At 71.8% G+C, this 19,043-nt stretch carries 16 protein-coding genes and 2 pseudogenes; 9 read left to right on the top strand and 9 right to left on the bottom strand.

Translation table 11 applies throughout. The features are described from left to right. Positions 1–273: 273 nt before the first annotated feature. Positions 274–744 (top strand): pyridoxamine 5'-phosphate oxidase family protein, encoded by a 471-nt coding sequence (locus CP967_RS29730; protein WP_150490925.1) that lies wholly within the window; start codon positions 274–276, stop codon positions 742–744. Positions 745–786: 42 nt separating this feature from the next. Here CP967_RS29730 and CP967_RS29725 read toward each other — a convergent pair whose 3' ends face one another. Further along, positions 787–1,701: a LysR family transcriptional regulator gene (locus CP967_RS29725; protein ID WP_150490924.1), complete on the bottom strand. Its 915-nt coding sequence runs from the start codon at positions 1,699–1,701 to the stop codon at positions 787–789. 73 nt (positions 1,702–1,774) lie between these two features. On the opposite strand from CP967_RS29725, the gene CP967_RS29720 reads away from it, so the two are divergent. Then, positions 1,775–2,872 carry a DMT family transporter gene (locus CP967_RS29720; RefSeq protein ID WP_150490923.1) on the top strand — a complete coding sequence of 366 codons (1,098 nt, stop codon included), beginning with the start codon at positions 1,775–1,777 and terminating at the stop codon, positions 2,870–2,872. Here the strand turns inward: CP967_RS29720 and CP967_RS29715 are convergent. Further along, positions 2,863–4,194 carry an aminotransferase class I/II-fold pyridoxal phosphate-dependent enzyme gene (locus tag CP967_RS29715; protein ID WP_150490922.1) on the bottom strand — a complete coding sequence of 444 codons (1,332 nt, stop codon included), beginning with the start codon at positions 4,192–4,194 and terminating at the stop codon, positions 2,863–2,865. The two genes, CP967_RS29720 and CP967_RS29715, sit on opposite strands and share 10 nt — an antisense overlap. A gap of 35 nt (positions 4,195–4,229) precedes the next feature. Here CP967_RS29715 and CP967_RS29710 point away from each other — a divergent pair, with 35 nt between their 5' ends. After that, on the top strand, positions 4,230–4,925 hold the full coding sequence (locus CP967_RS29710; protein WP_150490921.1) for a pyridoxamine 5'-phosphate oxidase family protein: 696 nt from the start codon (positions 4,230–4,232) through the stop codon (positions 4,923–4,925). Between the two features lie 91 nt (positions 4,926–5,016). Here the strand turns inward: CP967_RS29710 and CP967_RS29705 are convergent, their stop codons facing one another. After that, the gene (locus tag CP967_RS29705; protein ID WP_150490920.1) at positions 5,017–6,054 is read right to left on the bottom strand and encodes an EamA family transporter; all 1,038 of its coding nucleotides are present in this window, start codon (positions 6,052–6,054) and stop codon (positions 5,017–5,019) included. Between the two features lie 322 nt (positions 6,055–6,376). Here CP967_RS29705 and CP967_RS29700 point away from each other — a divergent pair, with 322 nt between their 5' ends. Further along, the gene (locus CP967_RS29700; RefSeq protein ID WP_150490919.1) at positions 6,377–7,594 is read left to right on the top strand and encodes an IS110 family RNA-guided transposase; all 1,218 of its coding nucleotides are present in this window, start codon (positions 6,377–6,379) and stop codon (positions 7,592–7,594) included. Between the two features lie 168 nt (positions 7,595–7,762). Here CP967_RS29700 and CP967_RS29695 read toward each other — a convergent pair whose 3' ends face one another. Continuing rightward, positions 7,763–8,308, bottom strand: coding sequence for a Clp protease N-terminal domain-containing protein (locus CP967_RS29695; RefSeq protein ID WP_150490918.1), 546 nt, complete (start codon positions 8,306–8,308; stop codon positions 7,763–7,765). A gap of 283 nt (positions 8,309–8,591) precedes the next feature. Beyond that, positions 8,592–9,203 carry a PadR family transcriptional regulator gene (locus tag CP967_RS29690; protein WP_150490917.1) on the bottom strand — a complete coding sequence of 204 codons (612 nt, stop codon included), beginning with the start codon at positions 9,201–9,203 and terminating at the stop codon, positions 8,592–8,594. Positions 9,204–9,352: 149 nt separating this feature from the next. Between CP967_RS29690 and CP967_RS29685 the strand changes: the two are divergent. Beyond that, a pseudogene (locus CP967_RS29685) lies at positions 9,353–9,964 on the top strand (GNAT family N-acetyltransferase); the annotation flags it as partial. Positions 9,965–10,611: 647 nt separating this feature from the next. Here CP967_RS29685 and CP967_RS29680 read toward each other — a convergent pair. Beyond that, positions 10,612–11,382: a phosphotransferase enzyme family protein gene (locus CP967_RS29680; RefSeq protein WP_150490916.1), complete on the bottom strand. Its 771-nt coding sequence runs from the start codon at positions 11,380–11,382 to the stop codon at positions 10,612–10,614. 814 nt (positions 11,383–12,196) lie between these two features. Continuing rightward, positions 12,197–12,628, bottom strand: a pseudogene (locus tag CP967_RS29675) (VOC family protein); the annotation flags it as partial. 151 nt (positions 12,629–12,779) lie between these two features. On the opposite strand from CP967_RS29675, the gene CP967_RS29670 reads away from it, so the two are divergent. The 3 genes from CP967_RS29670 to CP967_RS29660 all read left to right on the top strand — a co-directional run bounded on the left by CP967_RS29670 (position 12,780) and on the right by CP967_RS29660 (position 14,942). After that, positions 12,780–13,178 (top strand): VOC family protein, encoded by a 399-nt coding sequence (locus CP967_RS29670; RefSeq protein ID WP_150490915.1) that lies wholly within the window; start codon positions 12,780–12,782, stop codon positions 13,176–13,178. A 131-nt stretch (positions 13,179–13,309) separates the two neighbouring features. Beyond that, positions 13,310–13,906: a DinB family protein gene (locus CP967_RS29665; protein ID WP_150490914.1), complete on the top strand. Its 597-nt coding sequence runs from the start codon at positions 13,310–13,312 to the stop codon at positions 13,904–13,906. Positions 13,907–14,120: 214 nt separating this feature from the next. Continuing rightward, on the top strand, positions 14,121–14,942 hold the full coding sequence (locus CP967_RS29660; RefSeq protein WP_150490913.1) for a PhzF family phenazine biosynthesis protein: 822 nt from the start codon (positions 14,121–14,123) through the stop codon (positions 14,940–14,942). Between the two features lie 53 nt (positions 14,943–14,995). Here the strand turns inward: CP967_RS29660 and CP967_RS29655 are convergent, their stop codons facing one another. Next, positions 14,996–15,775 carry a CPBP family intramembrane glutamic endopeptidase gene (locus CP967_RS29655; protein WP_150490912.1) on the bottom strand — a complete coding sequence of 260 codons (780 nt, stop codon included), beginning with the start codon at positions 15,773–15,775 and terminating at the stop codon, positions 14,996–14,998. Positions 15,776–16,131: 356 nt separating this feature from the next. Beyond that, positions 16,132–17,637, bottom strand: coding sequence for a glutamate-cysteine ligase family protein (locus CP967_RS29645; protein ID WP_150490911.1), 1,506 nt, complete (start codon positions 17,635–17,637; stop codon positions 16,132–16,134). A gap of 486 nt (positions 17,638–18,123) precedes the next feature. Here CP967_RS29645 and CP967_RS29640 point away from each other — a divergent pair, with 486 nt between their 5' ends. After that, positions 18,124–18,759, top strand: a complete 636-nt coding sequence (locus CP967_RS29640) for a hypothetical protein (protein WP_150490910.1) — start codon at positions 18,124–18,126, stop codon at positions 18,757–18,759. Positions 18,760–19,043 lie beyond the last annotated feature (284 nt).

Genomic DNA, 19,043 nt, shown 5'->3' with positions numbered 1-19,043 from the left:
CTCCGGCCCGCCCCGACGCGGCAGGCCGGGGGCGCCGCCGCCCGCGCCGCGCCAGGCACGGGCGGCGGTACGCGAAGTACGGCGGGGCGGGTGGCCGGGGCGCGGATCCGAAATGCCGCGCCCATTGCCCGTGCGCAGCCGAGGCCCCATGATTCGGGTACCCGGCGCCCGGTGCGCCGGTCGCGGTGTCCGGTGCACCGACCGCTGCGAACCGGTCCGCCGTTCCGCGCCGCGGCCGGACCGGCGGTCCCGAAGCCCGAGGAGAGTCCTCCCGTGTCCCACACCCAGCGCCGCGGGCGCCGGATCATGATGACCGACGCGGAGCGGGATGCCTATCTCACCCAGCAGCGCACCTGTCGGGTGGCCACGGTGTCGGCCGACGGCAGACCGCACGTCGGAGCGTTGTGGTTCGTCTGGGACGGCACATCCCTCTGGCTCTACTCACTGACCCGGAGCCTGCGTTGGGCGCAGCTCCGGCGCGACCCGCGGATCGCGGTGGTCGTGGACGACGGGGTGGAGTACGGCGAACTGCGCGGCGTGGAGCTGTCGGGCACGGTCTCACCCGTCGGCGGGGTCCCCCGTACGGGCGAGAGCTGTCCGGAGCTGGACCGCCCGGAGAGGCTGTTCGCCGCGAAGTACTTCGGTCTGGACGTCATGCCGCACGATGCCCGGCACGCCTGGCTCCGGCTCACCCCGGAGGCCGTGGCGTCCTGGGACTTCCACAAGCTCTCCGGCCTCGGCTGAGCACGCACCGGCCCGGCGGAGACGGCGGCCGGGACACGGTGGCTACGGAACGGGCTCGTGCAGCGCACGGCCCGCACCGCGGAGCGCTTCCACCGCCGCTCTGATCGAGGGCCTCCTGTCCGCGTCCGAGCGCCATATCGCGTGGACGTGACGGCGCATGGTCTGCCGCACAGGCACGAGCCGCACTCCTTCCGGAACGGGCCCGCGCCCCAGCCTGGGCGCCACGCACACGCCGAAACCGGCGGCGATGAGCGCGAGCTGGGTGTGGTGCTCCCCCGCCAGATGGGCGATACGGGGCTCTATGCCCTTGGAACGCAGTGTGAACATCAGCCAGTCGTGGCAGAACTCCCCCTCCGGCCAGGACACCCAGTCGTCGTCGGCGAAGTCCTCGAGGCCCACTTCCGCGCGGTCCGCGAGCGGATGACCGTCCGGCATGGCGATGTCCGGTGCGTCGTCCAGGAGTTCCGCCTTGGTCAGCCCTCCGGGCACCGGCAGGCGTTTGTTGCTCCAGTCGAGAACCACCGCCAGATCGACGTCGCCTCTGAGCACCGCCCGGATCCCGCTCTCCGGCTCCATCTCCGCCGTGCGCACCCTGAGTTCGGGGTGATCGGCGCGGAGCATGGTGAGAGCGGCGGGAAACAGGCCGCGAGCCGCGGTCGGGAAGGCCGCGAGGGCGACCTCGCCGACCACCTCGCCCCGCTGCGCCTCGATGTCGGACTGCGCCAGCTCCACCTGGGAAAGGATCTTGGCGGCGTGGTCGGCGAGCAGCCGGCCGGCGTCGGTGAGCCGGACGCCCCGGCCGTTCCTGGCAAGGAGCTGCTGGCCCACCTCGCGCTCCAGTTTGGACATCTGCTGGGAGACGGCGGACGTCGTGACGTGCAGACCGTCGGCCGCCCCGCTCACCGAGCCGTGCCGGGCGAGGGCGTCCAGCGTACGGAGGCGCTCCAGGTTCAACATGTAAGCAACTCTACACCTTCACGGCAACAAAGTCTCACTTGTGCTACGAGAAAAGGCGCGTCATCGTTGCCCCATGAGCACCTCTGCCGCCCGGCCGGCCGTTCCGCCCGCCGGAACCCCCGCCCCGCCCGCCGGTTCCACCGCACCGGCGGCCCGTCACCCGGCGGCCCGCCGCCCGGTGGACTGGCGCCCGGTGGACTGGCGCCTGCGGTTCGCGGCACTCTCGCTCATCTGGGGGTTCAGCTTCCTGCTCATCAAGGTCGGGACCGACGGGTACGCCCCTTTCCAGGTCACCCTCGGCCGCCTGGTCTTCGGCACCGCCGTTCTCGCCGCCGCCATGGCGGTGCGCCGGGAACGGCTGCCCCGCTCGGCGCGTGTCTGGGGCCACCTCTTCGTCGCCGCGTTCCTTCTGAACGCTCTGCCGTTCTCGCTCTTCGCGTACGCCGAGCTGACCATCCCGTCCACCCTCGCGGGAATCTGCAACGCGACTTCTCCGCTCTGGGGCATGGCGCTCTCCCTGGTCGCGCTCTCCGAGGACCGGCCGACCCGCCGCCGTGTCGCCGGTCTCGGCCTCGGCTTCCTGGGGGTGCTGACCGTGCTGGGCGCCTGGCAGGGTTTCTCGGGGCTGGACCTCGGCGGCACGTCGATGGCACTGCTGGCGTCCCTGAGCTACCCGATCGGGTGGATATACGTCCGTCGCACCCTGGCGGGCACAGGGTCCTCCACACTCGCCCTGACGGGAAGTCAGCTCTTCCTGGGCACAGCCCAGCTGGCTCTGGTCACCCCGCTCTTCACCTCGGCGCCCGGCCGCTTCCCGCTGCTGCCGACACTCGCCGTCGTCGCCCTGGGAGCCCTCGGAACCGGCCTGGCCGTACTGCTCCAGTACGGTCTCGTCGAGGAGGTCGGCCCGACGACGGCGCAGATGGTCACCTACTTCATCCCCGTCATCGCCACGGCCGCCGGAGTGGCCCTGCTCGGCGAGCGGCTGAGCTGGAACACCCCGGTCGGCGCGCTGGTGGTGCTCGCGGGCGCGGCACTCACCCAGGCCCGCCCGCGGATTCCCGCCCCGCCCGTCCCCGCTCCCCCGCTCCCCCGCCGCCCGCCCGGACGTCCTGACGGGGCGGGCCGCCCGGTCCGCGGTACCCGTCCCGTCAGGAACCCTCAGTCGTAGCCGACCGGCCGGACCGGTCCGGCCGCGGCCGCCACGGCGTCCGCCAGCGGCTCGATGTCGGCCTCCGACAGCCGGGACACGGTCAGCCGCACCCCCGGCGGGGAGGCCAGCCTGAAACGCGCCCCCGGGGCCACCGCCCAGCCGGCGTGCAGCAGTCGCGCCACCGCGCCCGTCTCGTCACCGACCGGCACCCAGACGTGCATTCCGCTCCGCCCGTACGCGGGGATCCCGCGCCTCTCCAGCGCCTCCACCAGGGCCCGGCGCCGCTCCCCGTAGGAACGCGCGACCGCGGCCGGATCGACGGCCCCGGACTCCCACAGGTGCAGCACGGCCCGCTGCAGCAGCCGGCTCACCCACCCGGGCCCCAGCCGCTGGCGCCCGGCCACCCGGTCCAGGGTCAGCGCGTCCCCGGTGAGGACGGCGACCCTCAGATCCGGACCGTACGCCTTGGCCACCGACCGGACGAAGGCCCAGTGCTCGGTGACACCGGCCAGAGGGTACAGCGGCACATCGACGATCGCGTGGCCGTGGTCGTCCTCGATCAGCAGGACCTGCGGATACCCGGCGAGCACGGACCGCAGTTCCCGTGCCCTCGCCGCGCTCACCGAGGCCCCCGTCGGGTTCTGCGCCCGGTCGGTGACCACGAGGGCCCGGGCACCGGCCCGCAGGGCGCGCTCCACGTCCTGGGGCAGCGGCCCGTCCTGGTCCAACGCCACCGGCCGCGCCCGCAGCCCGAGCGCGGGAACGAGATCGAGCATCGATCCCCAGCCCGGATCCTCGACCGCCACCACGTCACCGGGCTTGAGGTGGACGGCGAGCACCCGTTCGACGGCGTCGAGGGAGCCGGAAGTCACGACCACCGGGCCGTCGGGCACCCCGTCCGCGTCCAGCCCGGCCCGTGCGGCGCGGGCGAGTCCGGGCAGCACCGCCTCCTCCCCGTACAGACCGGGGCCGGCACGGTAGTCCTCGGCGGCGGCCGCCAGCGCCTCGCCGAGATCCGGCAGCAGGGTGGCGTCCGGGCTCCCCTCGCCGACGTCCCGCACCCCGGGCGGCGCCTCGATCCGGAGCGACCCGCGCGCCGTACTCGCCGGCCGGGGACGCACCCGGCTCCCCTTGCGGCCCGCCGTCTCGATGACCCCGCGCTCCCGCAACGTCCGGTACGCGGCCGCCACCGTGTTCGGGTTGACCCCCAAGGTGTTCGCCAGCTCGCGCATGGGCGGCAGCAGTTGGCCCGGCGCCAGTTCCCCGTCACCGACTCCCCGCTCGACGCTCGCGGCGATCTCGGATGCACGGCGCCCTTCGATCCGATACTCTCCTAGCACAAAAATAATTATGCACTAGTGCAATGGAGTTCGCAATGTCGGAGACCTCGGCGCCCGTGAGCGCCTCCCAGGAGACCGCGACCCCTTACACACCGACCGGGCGCACCGTCCCGAGCCGGGGCCGCGCCCGCGCCTCGTACGACAGGGAACTGGTCCACTCGATACTCGACGAGGCCTACCTCTGCCATCTCGGCTTCGTACGCGACGGCGCCCCGGTCGTCCTGCCCACTCTTTTCGCCCGGGTCGGTGAGCGGCTGTACGTACACGGTTCCACCGGCTCGCGTCCGCTGCACGCGGCCGGGGCGGCGGACCCCGGCCTGCCGGTCTGCCTGACGGTCACCCATGTCGACGGCCTGGTCCTGGCCCGGTCCGCCTTCCACCACTCCATCAACTACCGCTGTGTGGTGGTCCACGGCACCGCGGTGACGGTGACGGACCCCGACGAGCGGCGGATCGCCCTTGATGCCATCGTCGACCAGGTGGTGCCCGGGAGGTCCCGCGACTCCCGCCCCGCCGACACGAAGGAACTCGCCGCCACCGCGGTCGTCCGTCTCGACCTGGACGAGCTCTCCGCGAAGGTACGCACCGGCGGACCCAACGACGACCCGGCGGACCTCTCCCTGCCGTACTGGGCGGGCGTGGTACCGCTGACCCGTGGCCATGCGGCCCCCGTGCCGGCCGACGACCTCGACCCGGCGATTCCCGCACCGGGCTACCTCGGCTCCCTCTGAGACACCTTGGACGGGGGCGGCAGCTCCCTCCCGGCCCTCCGCCGCTGCTCCCTCCGGCACGGTGCGGTGCGGGGCTTCGCGGACTCCTGTGTCAGGGCGAGGACGACGGCCGGGCCCGCCCGCCCCCGGACCCGGCGGGCAGACCCTCCTCCGGGGTGTCGAGCGCTCCCGGGCCCGACGCCACCGGCCCGGCGGGCGGTTTCGGCGCCGAGGACTGGGCGATGAACGCCCCCGTCAGCACCACCGCGCCACCCGCGAGCTGGGGGGCGGAGAGGTGCTCGCCCAGGAGCACCCAGGCCAGGACGGTCGCGATGACCGCCTCCAGGCAGGCGACGACTCCGGCCACCTGGGGAGACAGCAGCCGCACGGACACCACACCGGTGACATAGGCGAGGACGGTGGCGAGCAGCACGATCCAGCCGAGCAGCAGCCAGGCCGGGACGCCATGGCCGTTCATCGTGGCGCGGCCACCGAGCACACTCCACTCCATGCCCCACGGGCGGGCGACGACGGTCAGCACCACCGCGCCCACCAGCAGCCCGTAAGCGATCACGCCGACCGGGTCCGGCGGTCCCGGCCGCCCGGCGCCCCCGTCCCCGGCGTCCCCGCTCCCCTGGTCGGACAGCACGAAGTAGCCGACCTGGCAGCAGGCCGCCCCGAGAGCCAGCAGGAGGCCGACGGCATCGAAGCTCAGGCCGGCCCACACCTCGACGACACAGGCGAGCCCGCCGGCGGCCAGCACCACACCGACCGCCGAAGCCCGGGTGACGGGCCTGCGCTGCACGAAGCGCACCCAGCCGAGCACCAGGGCCGGTGCGAGGTATTCGACGAGCAGCGCGACGCCGACCGGGATACGGGAGAGCGCCGCGAAGTAGAAAGCCTGTACCCCCGCGACGGCGAACAGGCCGAACCCGGCGAGCAGAGCGGGCCGTTCACGTACGAGACCCCGGTGCCGCCAGGCGACGGGCAGCATGATGAGAGCGGCCCCGGCGACCCGCAGCCACACCACGTGCAGCGGGCCGAGCCCCGCTTCGATCAGCGGCTTGGCCGCGACCCCCGAACCGCCGAACGCGAACGCCGAGACGAGGGCCGGACCCAGCCCCGCGCTGCTCCTCCGAGACCCGTGCATCGGCACATCATGACAGCCGGCGTCAGGAGCGTCACCCCTGTCACACCTGTCCCCGCGCCCCCCGTTATCTTTTTCGCGGTCCTGCAATGGGGCCGCTGGCCTCCGGGTCCGGCATGACTGTGTCCCCCTGTCGAAGGTATGACCTGGGGGGTGGTGTCACCGGGTCCGGGGGTGTTCGTCGGAGACGCTGATGAGAGGTCCGGCCACCGTCCGGTCCGGCGCAACGCCGGGCAGTTCGCGGGCGGCAGGTCTGCATAACGTGGATGCGCGAGCACGACACCCGAGCCGAGGCCGGCACCGTCAACACCGCTGTAAGGGCAGCATGTTCGAGATCGACGACGTGGGCGTGTTCCTCGGCCTGGACGTGGGCAAGTCCGCCCACCACGGCCACGGACTGACCCCGGCCGGGAAGAAGGTCTTCGACAAGCCGCTGCCCAACAGCGAACCGAAACTGCGGGCCGTGTTCGACAAGCTGCGAGACAAGTTCGGCGCCGTCCTGGTCATCGTGGACCAGCCCGCCTCCATCGGGGCTCTGCCGCTGGCCGTCGCCCGCGACGCGGGCTGCCAAGTGGCCTACCTGCCCGGCCTGGCCATGCGCCGGATCGCCGACCTCTACCCCGGCGAGGCCAAGACCGACGCCAAGGACGCGGCCGTCATCGCGGACGCCGCACGGACCATGCCGCACACCCTGCGCTCGCTGGAGCTGACCGACGAGATCACCGCCGAGCTGACCGTGCTGACCGGCTTCGACCAGGACCTCGCCGCCGAAGCAACCCGCACCAGCAACCGGATACGCGGCCTGCTCACCCAGTTCCACCCCAGCCTGGAACGCGTCCTGGGCCCCCGCCTGGACCACCAGGCCATCACCTGGCTCCTGGAACGCCACGGATCCCCGGCCGCCCTGCGCAAAGCCGGCCGCCGCCGCCTCGTCGAACTCATCCGCCCCAAGGCCCCACGCATGGCCCAGCGGCTGATCGACGACGTCTTCGACGCCCTGGACGAGCAGACCGTGACCGTTCCCGGCACCGGCACCCTCGACATCGTGGTCCCGTCCCTGGCCCGCTCGCTCGCCGCCGTCCACGAACAGCGCCGAGCCCTGGAAGCCCAGATCAACACCCTGCTGGAGGCCCACCCTCTTTCCCAGGTCCTGACCTCGATGCCCGGCGTCGGCGTCAGGACCGCCGCAGTACTGCTGACCACCGTCGGTGACGGCACCAGCTTCCCCACCGCCGCCCACCTCGCCTCCTACGCCGGCCTCGCCCCCGCCACCAGATCCTCCGGGACCTCGATCCACGGCGAACACGCACCCCGAGGCGGAAACCGGCAACTGAAGCGAGCGATGTTCCTGTCCGCCTTCGCCTGCATGAACGCCGACCCCGCCTCCCGGCTCTACTACGACCGCCAGCGAGCCCGCGGAAAGACCCACACCCAAGCCCTCCTCCGCCTCGCCCGCCAACGCATCAGCGTCCTGTTCGCCATGCTCCGCGACGGCACCTTCTACGAATCTCGCACGCCCAAGGCCGTCGAGCTCGCCACATGACCCCAGCACCCCCAACCACCCCAAAACCGACAAGGCTGCCTTGACGAAAGACATAGAGGCACCCCACCGTCCCTGCCCCTGTCGCCCCTGCCCCCGTCATATCCGCTCCCGTCCCACCCGTCCCCGCCGCATCCGCCCCCCGACCGGCCCTCTTCGCGCCCGCCGCCCTCACTCGCTCCGCCCGAGGACAGCCAGCCGCCCCGCCACCCGTCCCGCGAGCGGTGTCACGTCCACACCCGCCCGCTCCAGCACTTCGACGGCTCGGCACCCGGGGTCCGCGATCAGGGCGGCAAGCAGGTCCAGGCCCTCCGCACAGGGGTCCCCGCGCCGCCCCGCACTCCGGGCCGCCCGTTCCAGAGCGGCGGTGGCCGAGGGCGACCAGGCGTCCGTGCCCGGTTCCCGTACAGCACGGAACGCGCCGGAATCCTCCTGCGCGCCCTGCCAGCGGAGCCCGTAACCGATGCTGCGCTGGACCAGGTAGCCGAGAACCCTCGCCAGTTGCGGACCGCCCTCGAACGCCTCTCTCACCTCGGGGTCGGATTCGATGAGGGAGTGCAGGAGGTGAGCGGTGTCGGTGTGGCGGTCGCCGTCGCGGACCGCCCGTCTGCGGGCTCCCGTCACCACCACGGCCAGTTCGGCGGTGAGCGGTGCGGCAGCTGGGCCGGCGTGGTTCTGCGGGGCCTGTTCGGGTGTCCATGGCGTCCGGTTGTGCACCCTTCCACTCCATCAGTACCGGAAGGCGAAAGCGTCACCAGCGCGGCCCATCCGGGCATCCCGCGGAAGGTGGGCGCGGGGACGGGTTCCTCATCCCGGAGGATGAGATCGCCCCACGGGCCACGGGAGGCCGGCAGCCCGGCGGTGAAAGCGCCTCCGGCGCACGAACCCCTCACAACCGGACCACCCTCCCCGGGACGGGTGCTCCGACGCACGCGCGCCGACGGGCCCGCAGCCGTGCCGCGGGCCCGTCCTCGGCCGATGAGCACCCCGACGGGCGGGGTCAGTTCTCGTCGGCCAGGATCAGATAGAGCTTCTTACGCGCGTCGTTGATCACCGTGAGCGCCTTCTGGCGCTGGTCGGCCGAGCCGGTCTTCCAGACCTGGCCGAACGCCTCCATCAGGCCGAATCCGGCCTGCCGGATCTCGTTCATGCCTTCCCAGTCGACTCCTCGCCCCGCGTCCTCCCAGGGCGCCTCGGAGCCGGACTCGGCCTCCACGCGGCCCTCGTCGGTGAGGGTGAACAGCTTCTTTCCGCCTTCGCTGACGCTGACGATGAGGCCTTCGTCCTCCAGCATCTGAAGGGTCGGGTAGACCGAACCGGGGCTGGGCTTCCATGCCCCGCCGCTGCGGTCGCCGATCTCCTGGATCATCTCGTAGCCGTGCATCGAGCGGTCCTTGAGCAGCGCGAGGATGGACGCGCGTACGTCACCACGCCTCGCCCTGCCCCTGCCTCCACCCCGGCCGCGTCCGGGGCCGAAGGGCCCCCCGCCGAAGGGGCCGCCGCCGAAGGGCGGCCCGAACGGCCCGAAAGCCGCACGCGATCCGCCGGAGTCCCCCCTGCCGGCGCCCCGGCGCCCGGGGCCGTATCCGTGGTCGTGTCCATGTGAACGCATAGCTGCGCTCCTCTCTCGATCGTCGTTTCGCGACTCCTATCTTTGACCTGTCGCGATGCGTCAACGATATATCGCTATCTTTCGTACGGCAAGGCCACGCCCCGGCAGGCGGCTGACCTGTGCAAGTGGACGTCGATCGATTGCCGCCCATGCACAACCAGTGGCTTTCTGCGTCAATGAAGGGCATACGCTCGCTCGCGTCAGCGACGGATGACCGATGGCGGTCGATGCACCCTTCGTCGATCCGGCCCCCTGCCGCAGATGGCCTGGCCTGCCTCGCCCGTCGTCTCGGGTCATCCAGCCCAAGACAGTCGCCGCTTACCGGCCGGCAACTCCCGGGCGCCTGTAAGTTCCAGAGCATGAGTGTGGAGACTGAGGTCGTTCACGGGGCGACTGATGAAGTGGTGGAGGCATTCGCTCGTCTCCTTCCGCAGCTGTCGGCCGAGGCCAAGCCCTTGGACCACGAAGCAGTGGAGAGATTGACGGGTGCCAGCACCAACACATTGCTGGTGGCCCGTGTCGAAGGCCTGATCGTTGGGACGTTGACGCTGGTGACGTCACCCTTGCCGTCTGGTCTGCGGGCTCACATCGAGGATGTAGTGGTCGATGCCGCCGCCCGTGGCCACGGGGTCGGCAAAGCGCTGATCGACAAAGCCCTCGGACTGGCCGTGGACGCTGGGGCTCGAACCGTCGACCTCACATCGCGCCCTTCGCGAGAGACTGCGAACCGCTTGTATGAGCGGGCAGGTTTTCAACGGAGAGAGTCCACTGTCCATCGAGTCACCCTGGACCGAAGCGGGGCGCCGGCCTCTGTCGAGTCCGAGCCGTTTTGCGTTGTCTGTATGCCTTCTGGTGGCAACGGGCTGCGCACGTGCGGCATCGTGGCCACCCACCCCACTCCAGGCGGCAAAGCTACTCCGGCAGAGTTCGTGACGGGCTCGTCAGGATGCCGGGCACAGCGGCCAACGGTCGCGTACGCGGCCACAAGGATGCGTGGCGGGACCGGGGAGGCGGGTTCCTGGCGGAAAGCCGTCGGCGCTCCCACCCGATGGCTTCAGCGCCGGCGGCGGTTGAGCACCCCGATGAGAGCCGCCAGGCCGCCGGGGCGTCCGCGTGGCGGGTGGTCTGGAGGGGGCCGGCCGGGTCGTTTCCCGCCCAGTCCCGGATGCCTTCGTAGGCGATGCGGGGCACACGGTTCTCGGGAAGGGGCAAGGTGTCACGGTTGCACGTCAGCGTCGGCCGCTCTTCCTGTCCGTGCGGTCGGCCCACCGGTCTCGGACCGGCGCTCCTCGTCCCGCCAACGGTTTTCCGGACCGCGCCCCGGTGCGGCCGTCCTCGCAGAACCTGTGGCCCGGCCCCTCGTCACCGGCCGGCGGTCCCCGCGAGCCGGCCTCGCCCGGCCTCGACGCTACTCGAACAGGTGCCGGTGGCCCAGGCTCCAGGTGATCCTGTCGCCGAGGCGGGTCAGCAGGCCGTCGAAAACCCAGGTGGCCTGGGGCTCGTGCCCTTGTGCGGCAAGGCGGCGCACGAGGTCGGCGTTGTCGCGCTGCCGGGTGATGACGGCGTCGACGACCCCCTCGGTCGAATCGATCCCGTAGACGGCGCAGAAGAGCTCCAGCCGCCGGCGGCGGTCCGGTGGTCCGGGGTAACGCAGCCAGCGCAGGCACTCGACGTCATCACGGAACGGAGCGACGTATTCCAGCGCGTAGGCCACGTCATGCAGCCGCGGTGCGGGACGGGCGAAGTCCCAGTCGATGATTCCCACCGGCCGGTCGCCCCGCCAGACGACGTTCCAGGGGCCGAAGTCCCCATGGCAGACGACGTCTTCGCCGCCCATACCGGCCTCACCCCCGGCCCATGTCGCCCCGGGAGGAGGCGAGAAGTCCGCGCACGCGTCGTGGTAGTCGCGCAGCAGCCGGGCGAAGGCGCGCAGTCCGTGGTCGGACACGACCTTCTCCCAGGACGACGGCCCGGCATCGCCCTCGATGTAGGTGAGGACCTCGCGGCCCTCGTCGTCGAATCCCAACGGGCGGGGCGCACAGGGGAAACCGGCTTCTTCCAGGTGCCGCAGAAGCGCGTGGACGGTGGGTGTCCACGGTTGAGCGGGCCTGCGGACGGTGTTCCCGATCCGTACGACCCGGCGATGAGCCCCGTCCTGCAACACCTCTTCGCTCGCCATCCCGGTGAAGGTACACGTGCGGCCGGGCACGGGCGCCCCGCGTCACGCCCTCGGCACCGGCACCGGCACCGGCACCTGGCCCGCCCGCCCGGTCCGAGCCGTCGGCACCGCTCACGGCACGGCGCCACCACGGCGGTCCGGTGGTGCCGGCCAAGGAGTTCCAGGTCGCCTCGCCCGGAACGCATGGCTGTGTCCCACGGGGGATCCGGGCAGCCTCCAGGGTTGTGGCCTTCTCGCGAAGGGAATCGAACAAGGAGTATCCACACGGCAGTTGGCGGGGGGTCGGTCGTGTCTTGGTACGGCAGCGGGAGCGAACAGGACGCGTACGAACGAGGCCGGAGCGACGAGCGCGCGCGGATCAGGAGAGCGGTCGACGGTGACGAGGACGACGGCTGCGGGTGCGGTTGCCTGATCCTCCTCGTCATTTTCCTCCCTTGGATCCTGGAGGCCTGCGGGCGCTGACACTTCGGCCACCGGTCGTGCTCCTGCCTGGAGAGGCGGGCGCGGACACGGGTACGGCCGTCGTCGGGCCCCGGTGCGTGAGGGAGGACGGTCATGTGGTTGATTCCGTTGCCCCTGGCTTCGGGGCGTCTCCGCGTCACGGCGACGAGCGTGCCGGTCCTATGTGTTCACCACGGCGTCCGTGGCGAGGCGATGGCCGCTCGAAGCCGGGGCCGTCGAGGGCACGGGACGGCTCCGGCCCGGCCACGGCCGCAGTACCGGCCGCCCGGCTCGAAGACGGAACGGCATCGTCCCGTACGCGGGCATGCCTCCCGTCCCACGGGCAGGGCGAGGAGATGCCCGCAGGCCCTCGGTCGAGACAGAACTCGTTGCCTTCGATGTCCTGCATCGCGATGCAGGACTCGTTGTCGTCATCCGCGGGCAGCAGCCGCTCGCGTACCGCGCCGAGAGCGACCAGTCGCGCGCACTCGGCCTCGAGTACGGCGAGGCGTTCCCCGCCCACGAGCCCGGTGCCGGCCCGTACATCGAGGTGGACCCGGTTCTTGGCGGCTTTCCCTTCGGGAACGCGCTGGAAGTACAACCGGGGGCCCACGCCCGAGGGATCGGCACAGGCGAACCACGAGTCCCGCTCCTCAGGCGGCTGCGAGTGCCCGAAATCCTTCCAGGTGGCGAACCCTTCCGGCGGTGGCGGTACGACGTACCCCAGCACCTCGCACCAGAAACGGGCGAGGCGCTCGGGCTCCGCGCAGTCGAAGGTGACCTGGAGCTTCTTGATCGGTGCCATCGGGCCACCACAGTGGCGCGGGTCCTCCGCCGGACCACCGTTTTCGTCGCCCCCCCGGGGACACGGCCACCGGCGGCACGCACCTGCCCGGGCCCGGGGCCTCCTTATCCGGCGGACCCGGGCACAGCCGCGTCTCCGTACACTGGCGGACATGGCATGCCGCATCAGTGAGCTGGTCATCGACGCCGCCGACCCCGGCCGGCTCGCCGCGTTCTGGAGCGAGGTCCTCGGTTACGTCGAACTCGGCCGGGAGGACGACGGAAGTATCGAGATCGGGCCGCCCGACGCCGGTTTCGGCGGGCCGCAGCCCACCCTCGTCCTCAGCCCCAGCAATGCCCCGCGGACCGGGAGACTCCGGCTGCACATCGATGTCAGCGCCACCGACCGCGACCAGGACGCCGAGCTGGAGCGGCTGCTCGCCCTCGGCGCCAGACCCGCCGACATCGGCCAGACCGGTGCCGAGAGCTGGCATGTCCTGGCCGATCCCGAGGGCAACGAGTTCTGCCTCCTGCACACGCGGCTCCGGCCCTTCCGCCAGGACGCGTCCTGACGCCGGATCGCCCGACCACCCTGCCCGGGCCGGAGCGGACCCGCCGGCTCCGGTGCCCGCCCCCCCGCCCGGCGAGGGCCCCTGTGCCCAAAAGATCTGGACAATGATCGCGGCCACGGCAGACTGGCCCCATGACATCCCCGGATCCCAAATCCGACCTGCGCTATTACCTGCAGTCCGCCCGCGACGCCCTGCTGTGGAAACTCGAGGGGCTCTCCGCGTACGACATGCGCCGCCCGCTGACGCCGACGGGCACCAACCTCCTGGGGCTGGTGAAGCACGCGGCGACCGTGGAGCTGGGCTACCTCGGTGACACCTTCGGCCGGCCGGCCGGTGTGGCGCTGCCCTGGATCGCCGAGGACGCCGAGCCGAACGCGGACATGTGGGCCACCGCCGACGAGTCACGCGAGGACGTCGTGGGCCTCTACCGCCGGGCCTGGGCCCACGCGGACGCGACGATCGACGCGCTGGCGCTCGACACGGCCGGCAGGGTGCCGTGGTGGCCGGAGGCCAGGGCCGGGATCACGCTGCACCATGCCGTGGTGCGGGTGACCGCCGACACCCAGCGGCATGCCGGTCATGCCGACATCCTGCGTGAACTCCTGGACGGCTCGGCCGGGATGGAGAAGGGCAACACGAGCATGGCCCCGGGGGACCCGGCATGGTGGGCGTCCCACCGCGACCGGGTGGAGCAGGCCGCCAGGGCCGCCGGACAGCAGCAGGCATGACCCCGCTCCCCCGCCCTGCCCGGGCTCACCTCCCGGGCCCGGGCAGGCGAAACGCCCAGCCCCGCCCCGGGCGGGCGGCCCCCTAGGGGCAGGGCGGGGCCAGGCCGGGGACGAAGGCCGCCCCGGTCCGCCGAGCGAGGCCGCACACCGGCCGTGCCAGGCATCCGGGACCGGCCTTGGACCGGCCGGACAGCCCTGGTCTACGGTCGCGGCCATGAAGATCCGCATCGTCGACGCGTTCACCGACCGCCCCTTCGCCGGCAACCCCGCCGGAGTCCTGATCCTGGACACGGACCGCTTCCCCGCCGCCGGCCGGCTCCAGCGCATCGCCTCGGAGATCAACCTGCCGGAGACCGCCTTCGCCCATCCTCTTCCCCGGGGCGGAGACGCGGACTGGTCCCTGCGCTGGTTCACCCCCACCACCGAGGTCGACCTCTGCGGCCACGCCACCCTCGCCACCGCGCACGTACTGAACACCGCGGGCGGCGTCGGCGGTACCGTACGCTTCGCGAGCCGTTCCGGCGTCCTGCGTACCACCGCCCACGAGAACGGCACCCTCACCCTGGACTTCCCCACGGCCCCGCTGGAGCCCGTCGAGGCCCCGCCCGGACTGGCCGGAGCGCTCGGCGCCACTCCTGTCTCCGTCCACGACACGGGCGAACGCGTCGGTGACCTGCTGGTCGAGCTGGCCGACGAAGCGGCCGTACGCGCCCTGCGGCCGGACTTCGCCGCACTCGCCTCCTGCTCCCCCCGCGGAATCGTCGCCACCGCTCCCGCGGCGGACCGGGAAGCCGGGTACGACTTCGTGTCACGCGGGTTCTTCCCCCGCGCCGGCATCGACGAGGACCCGGTGACGGGGAGCGCGCACACCGCGCTGGCGCCCTTCTGGTCGGCGCGGTTCGGCCGCGACGACCTCACCGGCCTGCAGGCTTCCGCCCGTTCGGGCCTGGTGCGCACCTCACTGCGGGGCGAGCGCACCCTGCTGACGGGCAGCGCGGTCACCGTCGTCGAAGGCGAGCTGCTCACCGGCCTCTGAGACCGGACGTACCCCACCGGACGTACGCGGCCCGGCGGGCCGGCGGGCGGGCCTCACGCGGTGGGCAGCCAGCCCACCTTCCCCGCCAGGAGGGCGTATCCCACGAACGCCCCGATGTCCAGCAGGGCATGGGCGACGACGAGCGGCCCCACTCGCCCCCACCGCCGGTAGAGCAGGACGAAGACGACTCCCATCACCATGTTCCCGATGAAGCCGCCGATGCCCTGGTACAGGTGGTAGGACCCGCGCAGTACGGAGCTGGCGGCCAGGGCCGCCATCGGGGTCCAGCCGAGCTGGCCGAGCCGGCGCAGCAGATAGCCGACGACGATCACTTCCTCGAGGAGCGAGTTCTGCACCGCCGAGAGGATCAGCACGGGGAACTTCCACCACACGTCGGGCAGCGACTCCGGCACCACCGTCAGATTGAAGCCGCTCGCCCGCGCCGCGAGGTAGAAGGCCAGCCCGGCACTGCCGATGCCGGCCGCGACCAGCGTGCCGCGGCCGAGGTCCTTCCAGGGGGCGGTGAGGTCGAGCCCGAGTGTCCGCAGGCCCGCCCCTTCCCGTGTCAGCAGGTGCACGACCAGGGCGACCGGGACCAGGGCCGTGGTGATGCCGAACAGCTGCCAGGCCAGGTCCAGCCACGGCCGGTCGGGGGCGTACGAGCCGTTGAGCGTCGCGGCCTGGTCCTTCAGGCCGCCCGGTTTCGTCAGCGAACCGATGAAGCTGATCAGGGCGGACACTCCGCTGGCCCCGAGGGAGAGGGCCAGCACCAGCAGCGTCTCCGACCGGAGGGTCCGGCGTGCCGTCCCCTCGTGAGCAACCGTTCCCGCCACGCGCCCCGCCTCCACCCGTGCACCCTGCCGTCAGCTGTGCGTCCCGGCGCCTCCTCCGGCAGGTTCCCCCGGTTCCGGCACCCGTGCCCGCCCGGCGGATCATGACCGGGGCCACGGCATCCGACCCCGGTCCGCCGGACAGACCCTAAGGGCTGTCCCGTAATCCCTGGTGGGCGTGCGACGACAGTCACGGCACCTCGCGGCGTTGTCGGAACATCCGCATACATCCAGTATGCGGACGCCCCTCCGCCTTGCGATGCACCGCGCCTGACGCCGCACGCTGATCCACCACGAATTACGGGACAACCCCTAGCTTGCCCCACGGGCAGGGGGGCGCCTGCCACCAGGCCGGCCGTTCAGCGGCCGGGGAAGCCGACCGGCCAGTTGTGCACCGGCTCGCCCGTCTGCGTGAGTTCGGCGTAGCGCCTGGTGGTGGCGGCCAGCGCGCTCTCCCGTCCGAGACCGGCCTCCAGGGCCCGGTGGTAGGTGTCGGCCTGCCAGGAGGCGCCGTTGACCCTGCGCCGGCAGCGCTCCTCGATGATCCCGAGATAGAGGTCGCGGTCCGCGGGCTCGATGTTCCAGGCGTCCAGCCCGGCGGCGGCGAGCGGCAGCAGTTCGTCCCGCACCAGCTTGACGGCGGGCACCTTGGCCACGCCGCCCGAGCGGCCCGGGCGGGGCCACAGCAGCTCGGCCTCGATGCCGTGGCGGCACGCGGTGTCGAAGTTCCGGGCGGCGGTCTCGAACGGCAGCCGGGTCCATACCGGGCGGGACTCGTCGGCGAGCGCGCGCACCAGGCCGTAGTAGAAGGCGGCGTTGGCGATCACATCGGCGACGGACGGCCCGGCCGGCAGTACCCGGTTCTCGACGCGGAGGTGGGGGACGCCGTCGGCGATCCCGTAGACCGGACGGTTCCACCGGTAGATGGTCCCGTTGTGCAGGACCAGTTCGGCCAGGCTCGGCACCCCGCCCTCGTCCAGCACCCGCAGCGGGTCCTCCTCCTCGCAGATCGGCAGGATCGGCGGGAAGAAGCGCAGGTTCTCCTCGAAGAGTTCGTACGCCGATCCCACCCACCGCTCCCCGAACCAGGTCCGCGGCCGCACCCCCTGGTTCCTCAGTTCGGGCGGCCGCACGTCGGTGGACTGCTGGAACAGCGGCGGCCTGGACTCCCGCCAGAGCTCCTTGCCGAACAAAAAGGGCGAGTTGGCTCCGAGGGCGATCTGGACGGAGGCGATCGCCTGGGCGGCGTTCCAGACGTCGGCGAACCGCTCCGGGGTGGTCTGGAGGTGCAACTGCACCGAGGTACAGGCGGATTCGGGGGCGATGGACTCCGAAGTGGCGACCAGGTGCTCGACACCGTCGATATCCAGGACGAAATCCTCGCCGCGGGCTGCCGCCATTTGCTCGTTCAGAAGCATGTAACGGTCCACGTCCGACAGGTTCGCCGAGACGACGTCGTGGCTGCCGAGCGTCGGAAGGATGCCGATCATCACGATGCCCGCGTCGACCTCGGCGGCTTTGCGGTCGGCATATGCGAGACCGGTCCGGAGCTCCTCGGCGAGCTGATCGAATACCCGGCCGCTCATCCGGTGAGGAAGGATATTCACTTCCAGGTTGAACATCCCCAGTTCCGTCTGGAAATCTCTGCTGGCGATGCGTCGGAGCACCTCGGCATTCCGCATCCGCGGCATGCCGTCCGAACCCACGAGATTCAGCTCGATCTCCAGCCCCATGAGATTCCTGGGCCGGTCGAACCTCCTGTCCGCCAGAAGCCGCTCCAACCCCTCCAGACACCGGGCCAGCTTCTCGCGGTACTCCTGCCGACCGGACAGGTCGAAGACGCCCGCCACGACCTTCTCGCCCATCGAAGGGTCCCTCCTCGGGTGGACGGCTCGCGGCACAGGCCGCTCGTATCACGGTCGATAATGCCCCGAGGAAGTGATCCGTAACGCCTCCACTGCCCACGGGTACCCAGTAGTCTGGTGAACGGAGCCCCAGGCACATTCCAACGGCATGCCGCATAAGGGTGTGCGATAGCGGGTACAGGGCAATCGCCAGCGGGTTTCAGCCTACCGCCGCCCGGGGAAAACACCTGGCGAAGGCCCCGCAGGGCGTGGCGAACCGCTATGAATGCCGCAATTCAGAGGCTCGAAACCGCCTTGCAGGCAATATGCGGGACAGGTAGTCGAAACACCGTGTGAACACTTGTCGTATAAACTCTGCGCACGAGGCAGAGAGTTGACGCACCGGCTCGTCTTCCGCCACCGGCCCTCCTCTGGCCCCGCACGCCGACAGCGCCGTCTGCACCCGCCCACGCATCACCGTGTCTCCGAAGTGAGAGGCGACCCACTATGCCGCTGCATATCTCCCCGGCTCCCGCGCCCGCACTGCGCAGCGTTCTCACGGCACTCGGTTCTCCTGCCGCAGTCCGCGAGGCCCACACCCCCGCCCTCCGGTCCGTCCAGGGACCGCTGAGCCCGGAACTCCCGCTTCCTGTCCACGTGCTGGACCGCATCGCGTCCACCGGCCCGGCACCGTCCACCCGTCTCGCCGGGTGGCGGTTCTTGATCCGGGGCGGCGGGCGCGCGGTGGCCGCCGCGGACACCGTGCTCACCGCCGACGGCTGGGCCTTCTCCCATTTCTTCGAGGGGCCCTATCTCGCCTCGACCGAACTCGCCCTCAGGCAGGCCGAGTCGGTCACGACCCCGTACCAGGCCCGGCTGCTGTCGGTGCCGGAGCTCTACATGCTCACGCTGTGGCTGCACGAGGACACCGAGGACGACGCCGCGGGAGGCACGCTCGCCCCGACCGACGTACTGGTACCGCTGGCGCCCGCCCCGCCGGGCATCACGGCACACCTCCCGCATCCGGTCGCCGCGCTGCTGCCCGTCATGACGCTGCGCATCACCCCGTCGGCCACACTGCCGGGGCTGCTGGCGTCCCCGGCGCTGAAGCAGGCGTCCTCCCGCACCACTTCCGTCGGCTGACCCCGCCGGGAGCACCGAGGACGGCGCAGGCCCCGTGACCGCCACGGTCACGGGGCCTGCGCCGTTCGTGGCGCGGGAGCGGCCGCCGGCCGCGTGGGCCATGCGGACTAGCCCGCCCAGGCCACCTGGAACCACCCGAAGAGGCAGCACAGTTGCCGTGAACCGCCCGGCCGGGTGACACGTCTTCGAAGGAGGGCGGAAGCTGGGGCGAAATCGCTGCGGAAAGGCGTCCGTGGGGCAACACTGGTGACGGACCGACTTGATACGGGGGCTGTCGTGCACCC

The sequence above is a fragment of the Streptomyces nitrosporeus genome, assembly GCF_008704555.1.
In the GTDB taxonomy this organism is placed as follows: Bacteria; Actinomycetota; Actinomycetes; order Streptomycetales; family Streptomycetaceae; genus Streptomyces; species Streptomyces nitrosporeus.
Note: the sequence above shows the minus strand (reverse complement) of the source record. Positions and strands in the feature narration are given on the sequence as shown.